This is a genomic window from Brevibacillus parabrevis (assembly GCF_003710905.1).
GTDB classification, from domain to species: Bacteria; Bacillota; Bacilli; order Brevibacillales; family Brevibacillaceae; genus Brevibacillus; species Brevibacillus parabrevis.
In genome coordinates this window covers 21,988-36,384 of the sequence record NZ_RHHV01000013.1, presented here as the reverse complement: position 1 = coordinate 36,384, position 14,397 = coordinate 21,988, and the positions used below count along the sequence as shown (strand labels likewise).

Here is a 14,397-nt window from a genome sequence, read left to right as displayed (position 1 = left end):
TGCAACTCAACTATGGAGCAAGCAAACTGCACAGATACTCGCAGCTCTCTTAATTCGCAGTGAGCGCCGCGTGGATTTTTTCCAGCAAGCTGACGGCCAGACCCTCATTGCTTTCAATGACCGACAAAAGCTGAATCGCTTGCTGTGCCGTTGCTGGCTCATTTGGTTCACCGCCACTCGGGAAAGGGAACAGCTGGACAAGCTTGTTAAAGTCTTCGGCAATTGTCCGATAGAGCGCTGCCGCTTCTTTAAGCTGCGGGCGCACCCCATCCAGCGATTCGTCTGTCCATGCATCGGCAACTTCCGCAAAGAAGCGGGAGGCGTTGTTTCGTGCATCGTGTACGACAGCCAAGGTGTAGGCGTTTCCGTTTGGTTCCACGCTTCCTTTTTCAAAAGCTTCCTTCCAAACCGGATAGGCAGCCAAGCCGTTCACGTAGCGATCACTTGGCCCTTCCTGAGTGCGGTAATGCTTGAGCGCCGTTGCGATGGCGTTTGCCAGCATGGTGCGCTGGTCGATCGGAAGCGTGCTCTCGATTGCGAGCACAAACAGCTCCTCAATCAGTCCGCGTCCCAGATGCTCATATGGGATCTTGGCGTCATTGTTGCAGTTGTCGCCAGCATGCAGCAGTTTGCTTGCATCCTCGTAGCCGTAAATCAGCGCAAACTCCGGCATGAACAAGTCCCAGGCGAGCACGGGGCAGCCTTTGTCAAGCGAGCTGTGAATCAACTCGATTGCTTGCGGCAAAAGAGCGGGAAGTTGCCGCTTTTCTCGTGCCGCTGAGCTGAGCAATGTCGGATTCACGAAAGTGGCGTTCGGCCCCGGCGTACCGTCCAGTTGTCCCTGGCAGACGGAGCGTGGCACAAAGCCCATGTTGCGCAGCCCTTCTTCCAGTACGGATTGAAAATCAAACATGGTCGGTCCCGCAATATGAATGTTTTTTGGAACGACAGTCAGGCGAAAAGCGTGGCCGCTTAATCCGATAACGGCTGGCAAAGACAGCTTGCGCTCCGTAAACTCCACTAATCCGTACAACGCCGCTCCACATGTAATCCAGGTCGGCTGCTTCATTGCCTCCGGTTTTCTCAATACAGCTTGTTTCATGATTCCCGCATCCTTTCGCGTCTTCACGTATTGGTCAACCACGACACGAATCCTTTCCTGCATGAGCTTTTTGCGAGAACGGGACAGCACTTGGTAGACATTGGCCTGCGTCATTTCGAACAGATGCGCGATCTCGTGGGGCGCGAGATGGTCAAAAAAGTGCGATTCGACAATTCGGCGCTCCCGCGGATTGAGGCAGTGCAGCAAGCTTTTGATCGTCTCAAACAGTTCACGGCGCACCAATAGCTCTTCGGGGTTGCCGTTGTTTTCGACCGAGGCTGACCAGTTGCGGCCAAGCCTGTGCAAAATACTGTCGAGATCTTCCCAATCAGTAGCTTCAAGCTCGCTCGGCTGTCTCGTCAGGCCGGAAAAGACCTGCTCTTTTGTCTGCGGCCCTTTTTTCAGGCGCGTGTACGCTTGATTGCGCACAATCCGGTGCAGCCAGGGCAGAAAACGGCGGCTGTCGACCAGCGTACCCAGATGAAGAAAGGCGCGAATCAGCGCGTCCTGGACGATGTCTTCGGCAAGAAAAGCTTCCTGGGTATACGAGCGGGCATAGCCGTATACTTTTGCCCGATGCCGCCTCACCAGCTCGCCAAACGCTTCCTGATCCCCGGCTTTTGCCCTTTCCACCAAAATCTCGTCCTGTTCCTGTTGCTCTTCCGCTTGACTGGCAGGCTTGATAACCAAATGATCCATCCCAATTTCTCCTCGTTGTTAGTTGACTTACCGTATAGACTCCCGAGCGCCGGGTTTTCTGACAAAGGTGGCGGATTTGTAAGAAATTCCTCTCTATCCTATAATGAACATACACGAAGCAAAAGGGGGAAGAAAAGGACATGAAGCTGATTTCTGTCACGGGAGAAAGCGTGGCGCCCGGCAAAGGCGGTTCGCCATCCGATACATTTGACCGTTCGATTGCGACATGGGAAGCCAATAACCAGCAAAAAACCGTAACCGTTACATACTGTCGCTATTTCGGCAAAGTGCTGGCCGAGCGGGGGATTTACGACGAGGAGACGGAAGGCGTGCCAGTCATGCATCTGGTAGCGCCGCTTTTTGTGGAAAAGAACCCTGAGCAAAGAGAAACCCGCCACTACATCAACGATACCGAGAGCTTTGTTTCCTTGTTTGCAGGCTTTTCCTTGGCGGCTTGGAAAGATCGCTACGCGAGTGCTTTGAACTGAGTGTCGGCAGTCTCTGGCGGATTGAGGGCCAAACGCCTAAAAGTCGAAACATTCAGATCGGATAATCGGCACATATGCCAAACTTTTGAGAGGGCATGCTAAGGACAACCATTTATTGGAGCTGATTAGCATGTTTTCTTTTTGGATGACGCTTGTTCTTATGGTTTCTGCCCATTCGTCCGGTTTGTCCGATTTCTCTGGTCTGCCCGGTTTGCCCGATTTGCCAGTAGCGCAAATGCCGCAAGCAGGAGCATGGTCTGCAGCTACTGCCGTCCAGGAGTTCGACGCCTTTTTGCAGAACTGGCGCGGCGGTCAAGAGCTGGCTTCGTTGCGTCATCCGCTGTTTGATCTGACGCGCGTATCGGGAGGCGCGGGAGACGTCCAGACGATTGTATTTTCCGGAGAGGCGCACGGCGACTCGGGGGAAGTCACGCTCATGTTTTATTCGCTGGACGGTGACCGCATATACTTGCCGCCGGGCACAGTGTCTACAGCCCGCGTTGATGCGAAGCAACGCAAATTCCATATCGCCGCGAAAATACCGCGGGTGCTCCAAGGTCGTACGGGAGTCGTACAGGTGACATTTGCCGGGGAAAAAAGAGCTGCCTATTTGCTCAAGGTACAATTTTGACAACAAAGAAAAGCGAGGGAGAGGAGGACTGCCCTTGATAGAGGTAAAAGGCGCAAGCAAACAGTTTGGGACGGTCACAGCGGTCCGCGATCTGACGTTTCGCGTGGAAGAGGGCGAAGTGTACGGGCTGTTGGGCGAGAACGGAGCCGGCAAGACGACGACGATGCGCATGATGGCGACCATTCTCACGCCGACCACCGGAGATATCGAGATCAGCGGCTTCTCGGTGCGGGAACAACCACTGGAGGTGCGCCGCAGGATCGGCATTTTGTTTGGCGGAGAAGTCGGGCTGTACAGTCGTTTGACGGCGCGGGAAAATATCGCTTACTTCGGCAATTTATACGGACTGACTTCCTCACGGGTGCAAGAGAGGATTGACAATTTAAGCCGCATGCTGGACATGGAAACGTTCATCGACAGGCGTGTCGGGGCCTTTTCCCGGGGAATGAAGCAAAAAGTGGCGATTGCCCGCACGCTTGTCCACGATCCGGACGTCATTTTGCTGGATGAACCGACAACCGGGCTTGACGTGACAGCCGCCACGATTTTTCGCCGGATGGTGACCAGGCTGCAAGAGGAAGGAAAAACGATCCTCTTTTCCAGCCACAACATGGGCGAGATCAGCAAGCTGTGCAAACGGATCGCGTTGATGCACAAAGGCAAGCTGCGCTTCTCCGGGGATTTGGCCGCATTGCGCAAGCAGTACGGAACGGACGATTTGGACGATATCTTCATGGCAGTCGTGGAAGGGGGCGAGCTGTGATGGGCTGGCAAATCATCTGGACTGTCTTGAAAAAAGAGCTGCTGGATTTGTTTCGGGACAGAAAAGCGTGGATCGGGACTTTTCTTGTGCCGCTGGTCATCATCCCGTTTGTGTTTTTTCTGCTGGGCAATTCCTACAGCAATGTAGAAAAAGAAGCGCGCGAGTACGTGCCGCTGGCGATTCACGGCTCCTCCCCGCTGATTGACATGCTGGCAAAAAATCCGGGCGTGCGCCTGATCGAGTCTGCTGATCCCGAGCAAGCGCTGCAAGCGGGACAGCTCCGCGCGATCATCACGATCCCGGAGCGGTTCGACGAGGAAATCAAGGCAGGGAACACCGCCAAGCTGCTCGTCGCTTTTGACTCGACCAATACGAAGTCGGTCTACGCACGCGATCTGATCAAGCAAACGGTGGAGGCATACAGCAAAGAAATCGTGGCGAAGCGTTTGCAGCAAGCAGGCATGTCCGAAGCAGCGATTCAGCCGATCGCCGCTGATTTCCAGAACGTCGCGACAGAAGAAAGAAAGTCGGGCGGGATGCTGGCAGGCTTTATCCCGTTAATGCTCGTGGTTTCTCTCGCTTCGGGAGGGATCGCTGCGGCTAACGACCTCGTTGCGGGCGAAAAAGAGCGCGGGACAATGGAATCGCTCCTGACTGCGCCAATCGCGGCCAACCATATTCTCACGGCAAAGCTTGTGGCTGTAATGATGATGAGCATGTTGAGCGCGATTGCTTCACTCATTTCCGTATCGCTCGTGTTCAGCATGGGGCCGCTCGGTGGGGGAGACAATGCTGCCTTTTCCTTCGCGTTTTTGTCGCCAGCCACTCTGTTGGTGCTGATCGTGGTGATTTTGCTTATGGCGGCGACTTTTGCCGGACTGGAGCTGATGCTCAGCACGATTGCCAAGTCGTTCAAAGAAGGGCAGACGTATATGAGCGCCGTGATCTTTCTGGCGATGGTGCCGTCGTACATGCTGATGCCGCAAAGTCCGGTGGACATCGCCGAGCATTATTACGTGTTGCCCGTCTTCAACGGCGTGGCGCTTTGCAAGGAAGTGTTTTACGGCAAGGTCGATCCGCTGCATGCCCTGCTTGGCATCGGTTCTTCGCTTGTGTACGTAGCGATTACGATTGCTTTCGCATCACGGCTGTTTCGCAGAGAGGGAGCGGGATTAAAAAACTGATCGGAGGATACTGACTGTCTGTTTTTTTCATGTGTCGCTGCCATTTGAAGAAAGCTGGTGAAATGGTTGTGAAGCCGCTGTATCTGGGAGTGCTGTATATTTTGGCCTCGGCTGCGGGGTTTGGCGTGATGTCCATTTTTGCCGTCTACGCCTACGGAGCCGGAGTTTCGGTTTCCACGCTTTTGTTTTTGCGCTTTTTGTTCGCCGCAGGGCTGTTTTTTGGCTTGCTTGCCTTGCGTAAAGAGTCGCTGCGGCTGAATCGGCGCCAGGTGCTTGCCCTGTTTTGTTTGGGCGGGGTGTTGTATACGCTGCAATCGCTCAGTTTTTTCTCGGCGGTTCAGCACATCCCGACCTCGATGGCAGCGCTGTTGCTTTATACGTTCCCCGTGTTTGTAGCTGTATTGAGTTATTTTGTGGATAAAGAGCCGCTGACGCGCAAGACCGTTTTTGCCATGCTGCTGTCTCTGGTGGGGCTTGGACTGGTGCTTGGGCTATCGTTTGGCGGGGTTAAAATGCTCGGCGTCTTGCTCGCGCTTGCGGCAGCGCTGTTCTACTCGGTGTACATCATCGTGGGCAATCGGATCGTCAAAGGATTGTCGCCATATGTGACCTCGGGGTACATCTCGTTGTTTGCAGCCGTGTCGACCTTTTTGATCGCGCAAAAGGATGGCGGCGTCGATCTGGCTTTTGCGCCAACTGGCTGGTGGGCTTTGGGCGGCATCGTCGTTTTTTCTACGGTGATGGCGATCAGCTTTTTCTTCCGCGGCCTTCAACTGATCAGTTCGACAAAAGCTTCCGTGCTCAGCACATTTGAGCCGGTCGTGACCTTTTTCTTTTCGGCTCTGTTGTTCGGCGAGGCGTTCAGCATGCTGCAACTGCTCGGCGGAGGTGCTGTGCTGGCGGGAGCGGCCCTGATCGTGGCGGGGAATGATGCGAAGTCCAGTCAGGTTCAGCAGGTCCAGGAAGGCGTGAATACGTAAAGCCGCTTGCCTGCCTCCAAAAATAAAACAGCGCTCCTGCGCGGCACATACGCTGCGGACAGGAGCGCTGTTCTTTTTTAGGGAAAGGTAACAAACAAACTAGGCTTCCATCCGGGAGCGGATCAGCCAGCCAGCGCCGTACACGCCAGCGTCGTTGCCAAGAGTGGCAGGCAAAATTTGTGTGGATTCTACGACGTAGGTGAAGGGAACAAATCGGGTAAACGAATCGCGGATGCGCGAAAAGAGGAAGTCTCCTGCTGCCGCTACGCCGCCCCCAATCACAAACTTGACCGGGTTCAGCACGATAGCCAGGTGGGACAGCGCAAGCCCCAGATAGAGCGCCACCTGATCGGCGATGGCGAGTGAGGCTGCGTCGCCTGCTATAGCTGCGTCGAATACGTCTTTTGCCCCGATCTTGCCTGTCTCGGCAAGTACGCGGGCGAGGCGCGGGCTTGTTCCGTTCGTTGCGGCCAGATGCCCTTCGCGAATAATGGCCGTGGCAGAAGTGAACGTTTCCAGGCAGCCTGTTTTCCCGCAATTGCAAGGTGCTCCGCCAGTAGGGGCCATCGTAATGTGTCCAATCTCGCCGCCGACCCCGTTCATGCCGTGAATTACATTTCCGTTCAAAATGACACCGCCGCCGACGCCCGTTCCAATCGTAATCAGCACGAGGTCTTGTGCGCCTTGCCCGGCCCCTTGCCACATTTCGCCCAGTGCTGCCGCGTTGGCATCGTTGTCAACTTCGACGGGACGCCCTGTAAGTGCTTCCAGCTTTTGTTTCAGCAAAACCGGCTTGGTCCAGTGCAAGTTGACCGCCTGCATCACGATGCCGTTTTTCGCGTCGATCGGTCCGGGGATGCCGACCCCGATTCCGCTCGCCTGTTCCAGGCTATAGCCGTGCTCGTGCAAAAGGACGCGGGTCATCCCTGCGATTTTTTGCAAAACGCCGTCTTCGCCTTCTGCAACAGGTGTCGGTTCCTGGATTTTGGCTACCAGCTCGCCGTTCGGTGTAATCAACGCCATTTTGATGGCTGTTCCGCCCACATCAACACCAACGATGATTTGTTTCACAACCTTCCCCCCACTCTCCTTTTTCCCATCTTTTTCTATCTTATCACGCTACATTCCGCATAGCGATTCCCAAAAATGGCTATACAGGATATGATGGAAGGAAGTACACCCGCGAGCGAGGGAAGGAAGAAGGGATCTGCCTTGAAACGAGCCAGATTAATCTATAATCCAAGCTCCGGCCGGGAGATCGTGCGTCGGCGATTGCCGGATATTCTCGATTTGATGGAGTCGGCCGGATACGAGACATCCTGTCATGCAACCAGAGGGGAAGATGACGCGACCGAAGAGGCTGCCCGAGCGGTAGCCCGCGGCTTTGACGTCATCCTGGCTGCTGGTGGAGACGGAACCATATACGAAGTCGTGAACGGGATGGCAGAGCAAAAAGCTCGCCCAACCCTTGGAATTATCCCCTGCGGCACCAGCAACGATTTTGCCCGAGCGGTAGGCATCCCCAAGTCGATCACACGCGCTACGGAAATCATCGCCAAGGGCAAGAAAAAGCGCATCGACCTGGGGCGAATCAACAATCGCTACTTCATGAACATCGCAGGAGGCGGCTCGCTCACCAACCTGACGTACGAAGTCCCGAGCAAGCTGAAGACGCTCATGGGACAGATGGCGTACTACGTCAAAGGCTTGGAGAAGCTGCCGTCCCTGCACCCGATCCGCGTCCGCTTGGAGAGCCGCAAGGAAGTGCTTTTGGATGAAGAGATCATGGTGTTCCTTATTGCCAACAGCCACTCGGTAGGCGGCTTCGACAAGCTTGCCCCGGAAGCGGATTTGTCAGACGGCAAGCTGGATGTCATCGTCGTCAAAAAGATGAACATCGCCGAGTTTATTCGCCTCGCTACACAGGCGGTTCGCGGCGAGCATTTGCGGGACCCAAACATTTTGTATTTCCAGGCAGACTACATCAAAGCGACCTCGCCATCCGGCGAAGTGGTCCAGCTCAACCTGGATGGCGAGCTGGGCGGGCAGTTGCCTTGTGTCGTGGAAGCTTTGCCAGGTCATATCGAGTTGTTCGTCCCGTAGGAAGATAGTAAAATGAATAGCAACAAGCCGTAGGGATGCCGCTTTCGCTGTGCATCCCTGCCTGTTTGCTACGGAAAACAGGCGAGGCAGACAGAGCGCGAGACAAAAGGAGCAAAAGAAAAGTGGCGAAAACAACAAAAAGACGGCGCGGACCGCAGCAAACTGCCAAGGTAGAGCTGGACGTTCCGGTTCGTGTCGGACAAACTGTGGAAGTGGAGATAACCGGACTGAACCACGAAGGCGCTGGCGTCGGCCGGATTGAAGGATATACGCTGTTCGTCGACGGCGCACTCGCAGGAGAGCGCGTCCATGCGCGCGTCGACCATGTCAAAAAGAACTTCGGCTTCGCCAAACTGACCAAAGTGTCAATAGCGAGCACATTCCGCTCACAGCCGCCCTGTCCGCTGTACGACCGTTGCGGCGGCTGTTCGTTGCAGCACTTGGCATACGAGGAGCAACTGCGTCACAAGCAGCAAATCGTGCGGGACAACCTGCGGCGCATCGGCGGCTTCCAGGTGGAGGGAGACGGAGCAATCACCGTTCATCCGACACTCGGCATGAGCGAGCCGTGGCGTTACCGCAACAAGGCCCAAGTGCCAATCGGTGAGGAAAACGGCGCCTTGGTCGGCGGATTTTACGCCGAAAAGTCCCACTCCATCATCGACATGCACGAATGCCTCATCCAGCACCAAAAAAACGACGAGGCGGTCGCAACGGTGAAGAAGGCCGCAACTGACCTTGGCATCAAGCCATACGACGAAGTGCGCGGCTCAGGCTTGCTCCGCCATGTGGTCGTCAAAGTCGGGGTCAAGACGGGAGAAGTCATGGTCGTGCTCGTGACGACCGAGGAGACGATTCCACAGCGTGACAAGCTCGTGGAAGCGATCCGCACCGAAGTGGCAGGCGTAACGAGCATCGTGCAAAACATCAACCCGGACAAGACCAACGTCATTTTCGGCAAAAAGACGGTAACGCTCTGGGGTAGCGATGTCATCTACGATTACATCGGAGCGATCAAATTCGCCATCTCGGCGCGCTCGTTCTACCAGGTCAACCCCGCCCAGACGGAAGTGCTGTACAATAAAACGCTGGAGTACGCCGGAGCGACAGGAACCGAAACGGTCATCGACGCTTACTGCGGCATCGGAACGATCTCGCTCTTTTTGGCGCAAAAGTCCAAGCATGTCTACGGCGTGGAAATCGTCCCAGAAGCGATCGAGGACGCCAACCGCAACGCCAAGCTGAACGGTGTGGAAAACGCAACGTTCGAGGCAGGCCCCGCGGAGGTCGTGATTCCCGCGTGGAAAGAGCAAGGAATACGGGCCGATGTAATTGTCGTCGACCCGCCACGCAAGGGCTGCGACGAGGCGCTTTTGACGACGATTTTGGAGATGCAACCAGAGCGCGTGGTGTACGTGTCGTGCAACCCGTCCACGCTGGCACGGGATTTGAAGGTGTTGGCGGAGAAGTACGAGGTGCGGGAAGTGCAGCCGGTGGATATGTTTCCGCATACGGGGCATGTGGAGTCGGTGGCTTTGTTGGTATATAAGGGTTTTGGATATGCTGAAACCACGTTCGGGGCGATATTAAATCATCCATTCTTCTGATGAAATCAAATCAAACGAAGGATAGTTGCTCAATTGAACCTAAATACAGGGGATTCGATAACCTTGCGAAATGCAGATTTGGTATTAGTACAGCTTGCATTATCGCTTTATATTGCAGTGAAGCTTGAAATCACAAAGGTTAATTAAATGATCGTTCCGTCAACAGCCCTCCGGAGATTTCCGGGGGGATTTTTTTACCAAGAATTTGAGCGCCTCGATCTGTTCGGGGCTATTTTTATTGCCTGATGAGGCAGGGGGGGAAGGTGTACATGGAGGGATTTTACAAGGTAACGTTTGCAGGTGGAAGTACAACAGGTACATTCTTATTTGGTGGTTTGCCTGTGTTGCTTAGCGTCCTAGGTGCGTTCGTTATTTTGGACTTTGTAGTTGCTTTAGGTGATCAAAACTTTATTCGCGATGCAACGATCTTCTGCTATCTGGCCGGCGAGCTATTGTCAATATTATTGGGAGGATATTGAACCAAAGTTCAATAGAATAGTTGCAGCATTTGAAGCTTCATTTAGTGCAATGGCTGACGAAATTGTAGAGGCTTTTGACTATTTGTATGCAAAAGGAATAATCGACTATCTAATATCCCTAAAAGGCTGTTAAATGATGCTGGGGACGGTGTTGATTTAGGCCAGTTTGATAAGAGAGTTGATGGAAATACGAGAGAGAATGAAAAAAACGGTTGGAGTATTCAATTCAAAAAGATAGGGGCAATAAACCGCATGGTGGAAGTGCATGGAAACATAGAGATAGTAAAGGGAAACGCAAGGCAACATTAGATGATACAGGTAAAATCCTTCGTGATTAAGAAAAAGGAGGGTGTTTGGTGGAAATTGCTAAGATAGTTGAGGGTTTATGGGGAAGCAAATGGTCTCCTTCTATGGATCTGGAACCAGATAATATGTGTGAAACTTTTCTCCTGGAACATAGCCATCTTGTAGCTGATCGCTTCCCTGAAAATAGCTTTTATCTGGATAGATTCCCATTGCAAATAAAAGATCAATCGGCTTTTGAAAAGGTGAACATTTTTTTCGACAAGACTGTGGATGATCCAAACCTGCTTTCTTTATATTTAAGAGAAGAAGAGAAATTTAAGCAGGTACTCCGTAAGCTTTGGGTGTACAATTCTGTTTGGATCGAAACAGCATTGCCTAGCGTAAACGAGGAGATAGTAGTAGATACGATAAACAGTGATACCCAAAAAATAAGGGCGAAAGAAATTCATTCACAGCTAAAAGCATCTGGAAGCAACAGTATGAAATTAGCGAACCTGCATGATTTTGAAATATTAGTCGAGCTGGGACTCAGAGAGAAAGTTTCAACCGTGTTTATTTTTGAAAATATGAAGATTTGTGTATGGTCAAATTTTGATTTTTCTCTACCCGTGTATTCCAAAGATGAAAAATACACGCAGCTACTCCACAGGATTTGTACCACAGAGGGAATATTTTTACGCCCTTTGAATGATTGATGATGGAAGATTTTCAAAGGTTTTGGGGATTGGCTCGGATTAACAAAGTGGGTCGACACTCCCGAATGTGGAGAGTGCGGCTGTGTTGGTGGGGAAAAACTATTAGCATGGATGAAAAAGAAGCGGGCAAAGTACCGCTTCTTTTTCGATTTAATACAAGGAGCGAAAATAGCTAGAAAATAATTTTAAATAAAAAGCAAGGGAATGAATTACGCTCACTCCTTTGCTTAAAAATGTATTACTTTTTATTTCTTACGTTAATCCAACTTGCTTCCCACACATTATACGAATTGTTAGCAACTTCTTCGTACGTGTACCAATCTTCAGTTCCCCCGTTTGGATCGACCATAATTACATAGTTTGTATTATCACCAGGTTTATTGAAATAGCCATTGATGATAAGAACGTGTCCATTTCCTTTTTGCTTCTTTTTAAATACTACAACTGGTCGGCCTTTGTCGATTGATGATTTAATTTCATTCCAAGTAGCGGCTGTTGCTTTGTAGTCTCCATAAATACCTTTTTCATTTAGCTTGTCAATGAATTGGCTTTTAAAAATGGTAACGTTATCTGTGCTTCCATTTACAAACTTTGCGTATTCTGATTGGGACATTTTTTTTCCATAGAGCTCCAAAAGCATCACTGAGACGGCACTCCAGCACCACTGCGATTTTTCTTGAGAAACAGGTTTGATTTTAATTTGAGGATCTGGGTAATCTTTTTTTCCAGCAAATGCAGCAGTGTTTGGTAAAAGCAAAAGAACAGCGGCCAAAAATAGAGCTAAAAAATTTTTGAATCTCAATGAAACTGCCATGGAATCTCCTCCTAATTATCTTTTATGTAATAAATTTACTTTTAATATAATAATATCTTCAAATTACAAAAAATGCAATTATATTCAACCGATTTTAATTATGGCTGAATTTTTTGTTATTTTATACTCTTCATGATTAAATACAGAAAAAATTAAAGTAGTGATTGGTAAACATGTCACAGGTTGAGTGGGTGTACGTAGTAATGATACGTGTCCGAAATAGGCCACTATAGTAAAATAAAATGAATCAGTGAGAACCTTCCACGGAGGCAAATATGGCAAACGAATCCTTTCTAGCTAACGTAAAGCTACTAATCCAAATGCACTCCCAAGGCCTCCTCGGCGGCGAAACAATGCCAGAAGATGCGCTCCTCGGCATTGTCCCTGAGAACGATCTGCCCAACGTATTAACACTAGGCATGGCCTTAAACTACCAAAGAAACTCATACACCCTATGGCAATCAATCGCACAGGCGTACCAAGATGAAAGGATTAGATGGATATTCAATCCGCATGCAGTATCCAAAAGTAGCATAGAGGAACTGCGTCAAGCACTGCTCCAGGAGCGCGTAGCCTTGCAGCCTAATCGACACCCGGAAATCTGGAAGAGCGTCTCAACCGGAATTACTCAATCTTCCTTAAAAGGTGACGTTGCCGGAATGTTAGAATCCGTTCAATTTGACATCGCCAGCTTGAAAGACATGATGCAAGTAACGCGTAAACGCGAATTTCCGTATTTGTCCGGTCCGAAAATTTTCAATTATTGGTTGTACGTAATGGAGACGTATACAGGGGTAAAGTGGAAATCCCGCGAGCTGATTACAATTGCTCCCGACACGCACATCATGAAAGCCACGGTAAAATTGGGGCTGTGCCCGTCGGACGTCCTGGATGGAACGGCTGAGGACAGGAACCTTGTTGCGGAAGCATGGGAAAAGGCACTGCGTGGTAGCGGGCTGGCTCCGATTGACGTTCACACACCTTTATGGTTGTGGAGCAGGGCCGGATTTCCACCGCTGTCCGGTGACGTATCAAGGTCATGAGACACTGATTCTCAACCGTGGCATTGAAAAAAGAATGTTAACAAGAAAGACACGGAATGGATCTTCCGTGTCTTTTAATAATCAGTTGTATTGCAACGGACCAGATAGCGAGTGGTCCTGAAATGTCCGGCTTTCCAGGTTGCAGGAGGATATTGTTTGTTTTTGCGATTGCAATCTTTAGTTCTCGATTAGATAGCTCTTTTAGTATTGGGCAGTACCAAGAAATGTATAGATCAAATGGGAGGAATGTTTTATTATAGGCATGAGAGTGAATGGCTATCCTTTAGCGGGGAAAAATAGACAGACAGAGATAGTTAAAGTCAGATTTTCGAGGATAGGCTGTGGTTTTTGACAGAAAATGAATCCTCGAAAAAAGAGTGGTTTCTTGTTGGCACTGAGTATGAAAAAAGCCTTGGTGTGACTGGGGTTGAGCATGTTAGTCAAAGTCGGGTTACATTGAAGACCCGAAAAGTTAGGGGACTGAAACAGGCGCAACAACGGAGCCAAGCGCTGCTCCGGCGATGGTTACATTGAAGACCCGAAAAGTTAGGGGACTGAAACTAAATCCAATAACGTATGGGAATGCGCGTGCGGCGAGGTTACATTGAAGACCCGAAAAGTTAGGGGACTGAAACTGTTTGTGACACCGACTATTTTTTTATAGTAAGTAAGAGTTACATTGAAGACCCGAAAAGTTAGGGGACTGAAACTGTCAAGAAGACGGGGTGGGCTTTTTGATTCTCAGTGGTTACATTGAAGACCCGAAAAGTTAGGGGACTGAAACAGGCAAGAACGTGGGAGTCGCAAAACGACTCAACCTGGTTACATTGAAGACCCGAAAAGTTAGGAGCCTGAAAAGCTCAGTCAACATGTGTAGTTTTTGAACGACCTTGTTCTTGAGGTAGTAGCAAGCTGCCTCAAAGCTGCCGACAACGAATAACATCCAGTAAACAGCAAGAAGCATCCTCTGCTATTGGAGGATGCTTCATTTTTAGAGCTATTTGATCTCAAAATCGTGTAGCTGTTGTATTTGCCAAGTGCTATGTGCTTTCTCGGATTTTTTGGGTCCAAGTTGATTACTTTTTTCACAACACATCCAGCATGAACAGTGAATTTTACCTTTGGCTAATCGACCGTAATCATCATTTTTTACTTTCCACTCATAATGCTTGATGATACTCAACCTACGATTAATAACTCGTTTACGATGGTGTCGGTAATAAGCTCGATTTCGATTGGATTGGTACGGCTTTAACATATAAAATCACGCTCCCCCGGCAGATGAGCTTAGCCTGTAAAAGCCCCCAGGGAAATGTTTGGGCTGTTACAGGCTAAGCATGGAGGGAGCGGTGAGGCGATAATGGATCACATTCCTCACTCCTATGCATGTGATATAAAGTAAATTTACTGATTAAACATTAAAAACGCAATCCAAACAAAAGTAAAACTCCTTCAGAATGTGGAGTAAAGGTGGTTAATTTGCTCGATAACACTATTTACAAA

The 14,397-nt window shown here is 50.4% G+C and carries 13 protein-coding genes and 1 CRISPR repeat array; of the genes, 10 read left to right on the top strand and 3 right to left on the bottom strand.

The window, feature by feature from the left end:
* Positions 1-49: 49 nt before the first annotated feature.
* A complete protein-coding gene (locus EDM60_RS19795; RefSeq protein WP_122965525.1) occupies positions 50-1,801 on the bottom strand; it encodes an RNA polymerase sigma factor in 1,752 nt (583 codons plus the stop codon).
* A 140-nt stretch (positions 1,802-1,941) separates the two neighbouring features.
* Here EDM60_RS19795 and EDM60_RS19790 point away from each other — a divergent pair, with 140 nt between their 5' ends.
* The 5 genes from EDM60_RS19790 to EDM60_RS19770 all read left to right on the top strand — a co-directional run bounded on the left by EDM60_RS19790 (position 1,942) and on the right by EDM60_RS19770 (position 5,847).
* Positions 1,942-2,289, top strand: coding sequence for a hypothetical protein (locus EDM60_RS19790; RefSeq protein ID WP_122965524.1), 348 nt, complete (start codon positions 1,942-1,944; stop codon positions 2,287-2,289).
* A gap of 130 nt (positions 2,290-2,419) precedes the next feature.
* On the top strand, positions 2,420-2,920 hold the full coding sequence (locus EDM60_RS19785) for a hypothetical protein (RefSeq protein WP_122965523.1): 501 nt from the start codon (positions 2,420-2,422) through the stop codon (positions 2,918-2,920).
* Positions 2,921-2,954: 34 nt separating this feature from the next.
* On the top strand, positions 2,955-3,683 hold the full coding sequence (locus EDM60_RS19780) for an ABC transporter ATP-binding protein (RefSeq protein ID WP_122965522.1): 729 nt from the start codon (positions 2,955-2,957) through the stop codon (positions 3,681-3,683).
* Complete coding sequence (locus EDM60_RS19775) at positions 3,683-4,867, top strand: ABC transporter permease (RefSeq protein WP_122965521.1); 1,185 nt, start codon at positions 3,683-3,685, stop codon at positions 4,865-4,867. Before EDM60_RS19780 ends, EDM60_RS19775 begins: the two co-directional genes overlap by 1 nt.
* Positions 4,868-4,911: 44 nt before the next feature.
* Positions 4,912-5,847, top strand: coding sequence for a DMT family transporter (locus EDM60_RS19770; RefSeq protein WP_233454104.1), 936 nt, complete (start codon positions 4,912-4,914; stop codon positions 5,845-5,847).
* A 99-nt stretch (positions 5,848-5,946) separates the two neighbouring features.
* Here the strand turns inward: EDM60_RS19770 and EDM60_RS19765 are convergent, their stop codons facing one another.
* Positions 5,947-6,918 (bottom strand): ROK family glucokinase, encoded by a 972-nt coding sequence (locus EDM60_RS19765; protein WP_122965520.1) that lies wholly within the window; start codon positions 6,916-6,918, stop codon positions 5,947-5,949.
* A gap of 141 nt (positions 6,919-7,059) precedes the next feature.
* Here EDM60_RS19765 and EDM60_RS19760 point away from each other — a divergent pair, with 141 nt between their 5' ends.
* The 4 genes from EDM60_RS19760 to EDM60_RS19745 all read left to right on the top strand — a co-directional run bounded on the left by EDM60_RS19760 (position 7,060) and on the right by EDM60_RS19745 (position 11,037).
* The gene (locus EDM60_RS19760; RefSeq protein ID WP_122965519.1) at positions 7,060-7,950 is read left to right on the top strand and encodes a diacylglycerol kinase; all 891 of its coding nucleotides are present in this window, start codon (positions 7,060-7,062) and stop codon (positions 7,948-7,950) included.
* A gap of 122 nt (positions 7,951-8,072) precedes the next feature.
* Positions 8,073-9,557, top strand: coding sequence for a 23S rRNA (uracil(1939)-C(5))-methyltransferase RlmD (rlmD, locus tag EDM60_RS19755; protein ID WP_122965619.1), 1,485 nt, complete (start codon positions 8,073-8,075; stop codon positions 9,555-9,557).
* A gap of 269 nt (positions 9,558-9,826) precedes the next feature.
* A complete protein-coding gene (locus EDM60_RS19750; RefSeq protein ID WP_122965518.1) occupies positions 9,827-10,036 on the top strand; it encodes a hypothetical protein in 210 nt (69 codons plus the stop codon).
* Positions 10,037-10,392: 356 nt separating this feature from the next.
* Positions 10,393-11,037 (top strand): hypothetical protein, encoded by a 645-nt coding sequence (locus EDM60_RS19745; RefSeq protein WP_122965517.1) that lies wholly within the window; start codon positions 10,393-10,395, stop codon positions 11,035-11,037.
* Between the two features lie 238 nt (positions 11,038-11,275).
* On the opposite strand, the gene EDM60_RS19740 is transcribed toward EDM60_RS19745, so the two are convergent.
* Complete coding sequence (locus tag EDM60_RS19740; RefSeq protein WP_122965516.1) at positions 11,276-11,851, bottom strand: C39 family peptidase; 576 nt, start codon at positions 11,849-11,851, stop codon at positions 11,276-11,278.
* A gap of 275 nt (positions 11,852-12,126) precedes the next feature.
* Here EDM60_RS19740 and EDM60_RS19735 point away from each other — a divergent pair, with 275 nt between their 5' ends.
* Entirely contained in the window at positions 12,127-12,894 is a 768-nt protein-coding gene (locus EDM60_RS19735) for a hypothetical protein (protein WP_122965515.1), read from the top strand.
* Positions 12,895-13,344: 450 nt separating this feature from the next.
* Positions 13,345-13,752: a CRISPR direct-repeat array (repeat unit 37 nt; unit sequence GTTACATTGAAGACCCGAAAAGTTAGGGGACTGAAAC).
* Between the last annotated feature and the right edge of the window lie 645 nt (positions 13,753-14,397).

Excerpts from the sequence above, each read along its gene's own strand:
- EDM60_RS19795 (WP_122965525.1), bottom strand. The coding sequence starts at position 1,801 with ATGGATCATTTGGTTATCAAGCCTGCCAGTCAAGCGGAAGAGCAACAG.
- EDM60_RS19790 (WP_122965524.1), top strand. The coding sequence starts at position 1,942 with ATGAAGCTGATTTCTGTCACGGGAGAAAGCGTGGCGCCCGGCAAAGGC.
- EDM60_RS19785 (WP_122965523.1), top strand. The coding sequence starts at position 2,420 with ATGTTTTCTTTTTGGATGACGCTTGTTCTTATGGTTTCTGCCCATTCG.
- EDM60_RS19775 (WP_122965521.1), top strand. The coding sequence starts at position 3,683 with ATGGGCTGGCAAATCATCTGGACTGTCTTGAAAAAAGAGCTGCTGGAT.
- EDM60_RS19750 (WP_122965518.1), top strand. The coding sequence starts at position 9,827 with ATGGAGGGATTTTACAAGGTAACGTTTGCAGGTGGAAGTACAACAGGT.
- EDM60_RS19740 (WP_122965516.1), bottom strand. The coding sequence starts at position 11,851 with ATGGCAGTTTCATTGAGATTCAAAAATTTTTTAGCTCTATTTTTGGCC.
- EDM60_RS19735 (WP_122965515.1), top strand. The coding sequence starts at position 12,127 with ATGGCAAACGAATCCTTTCTAGCTAACGTAAAGCTACTAATCCAAATG.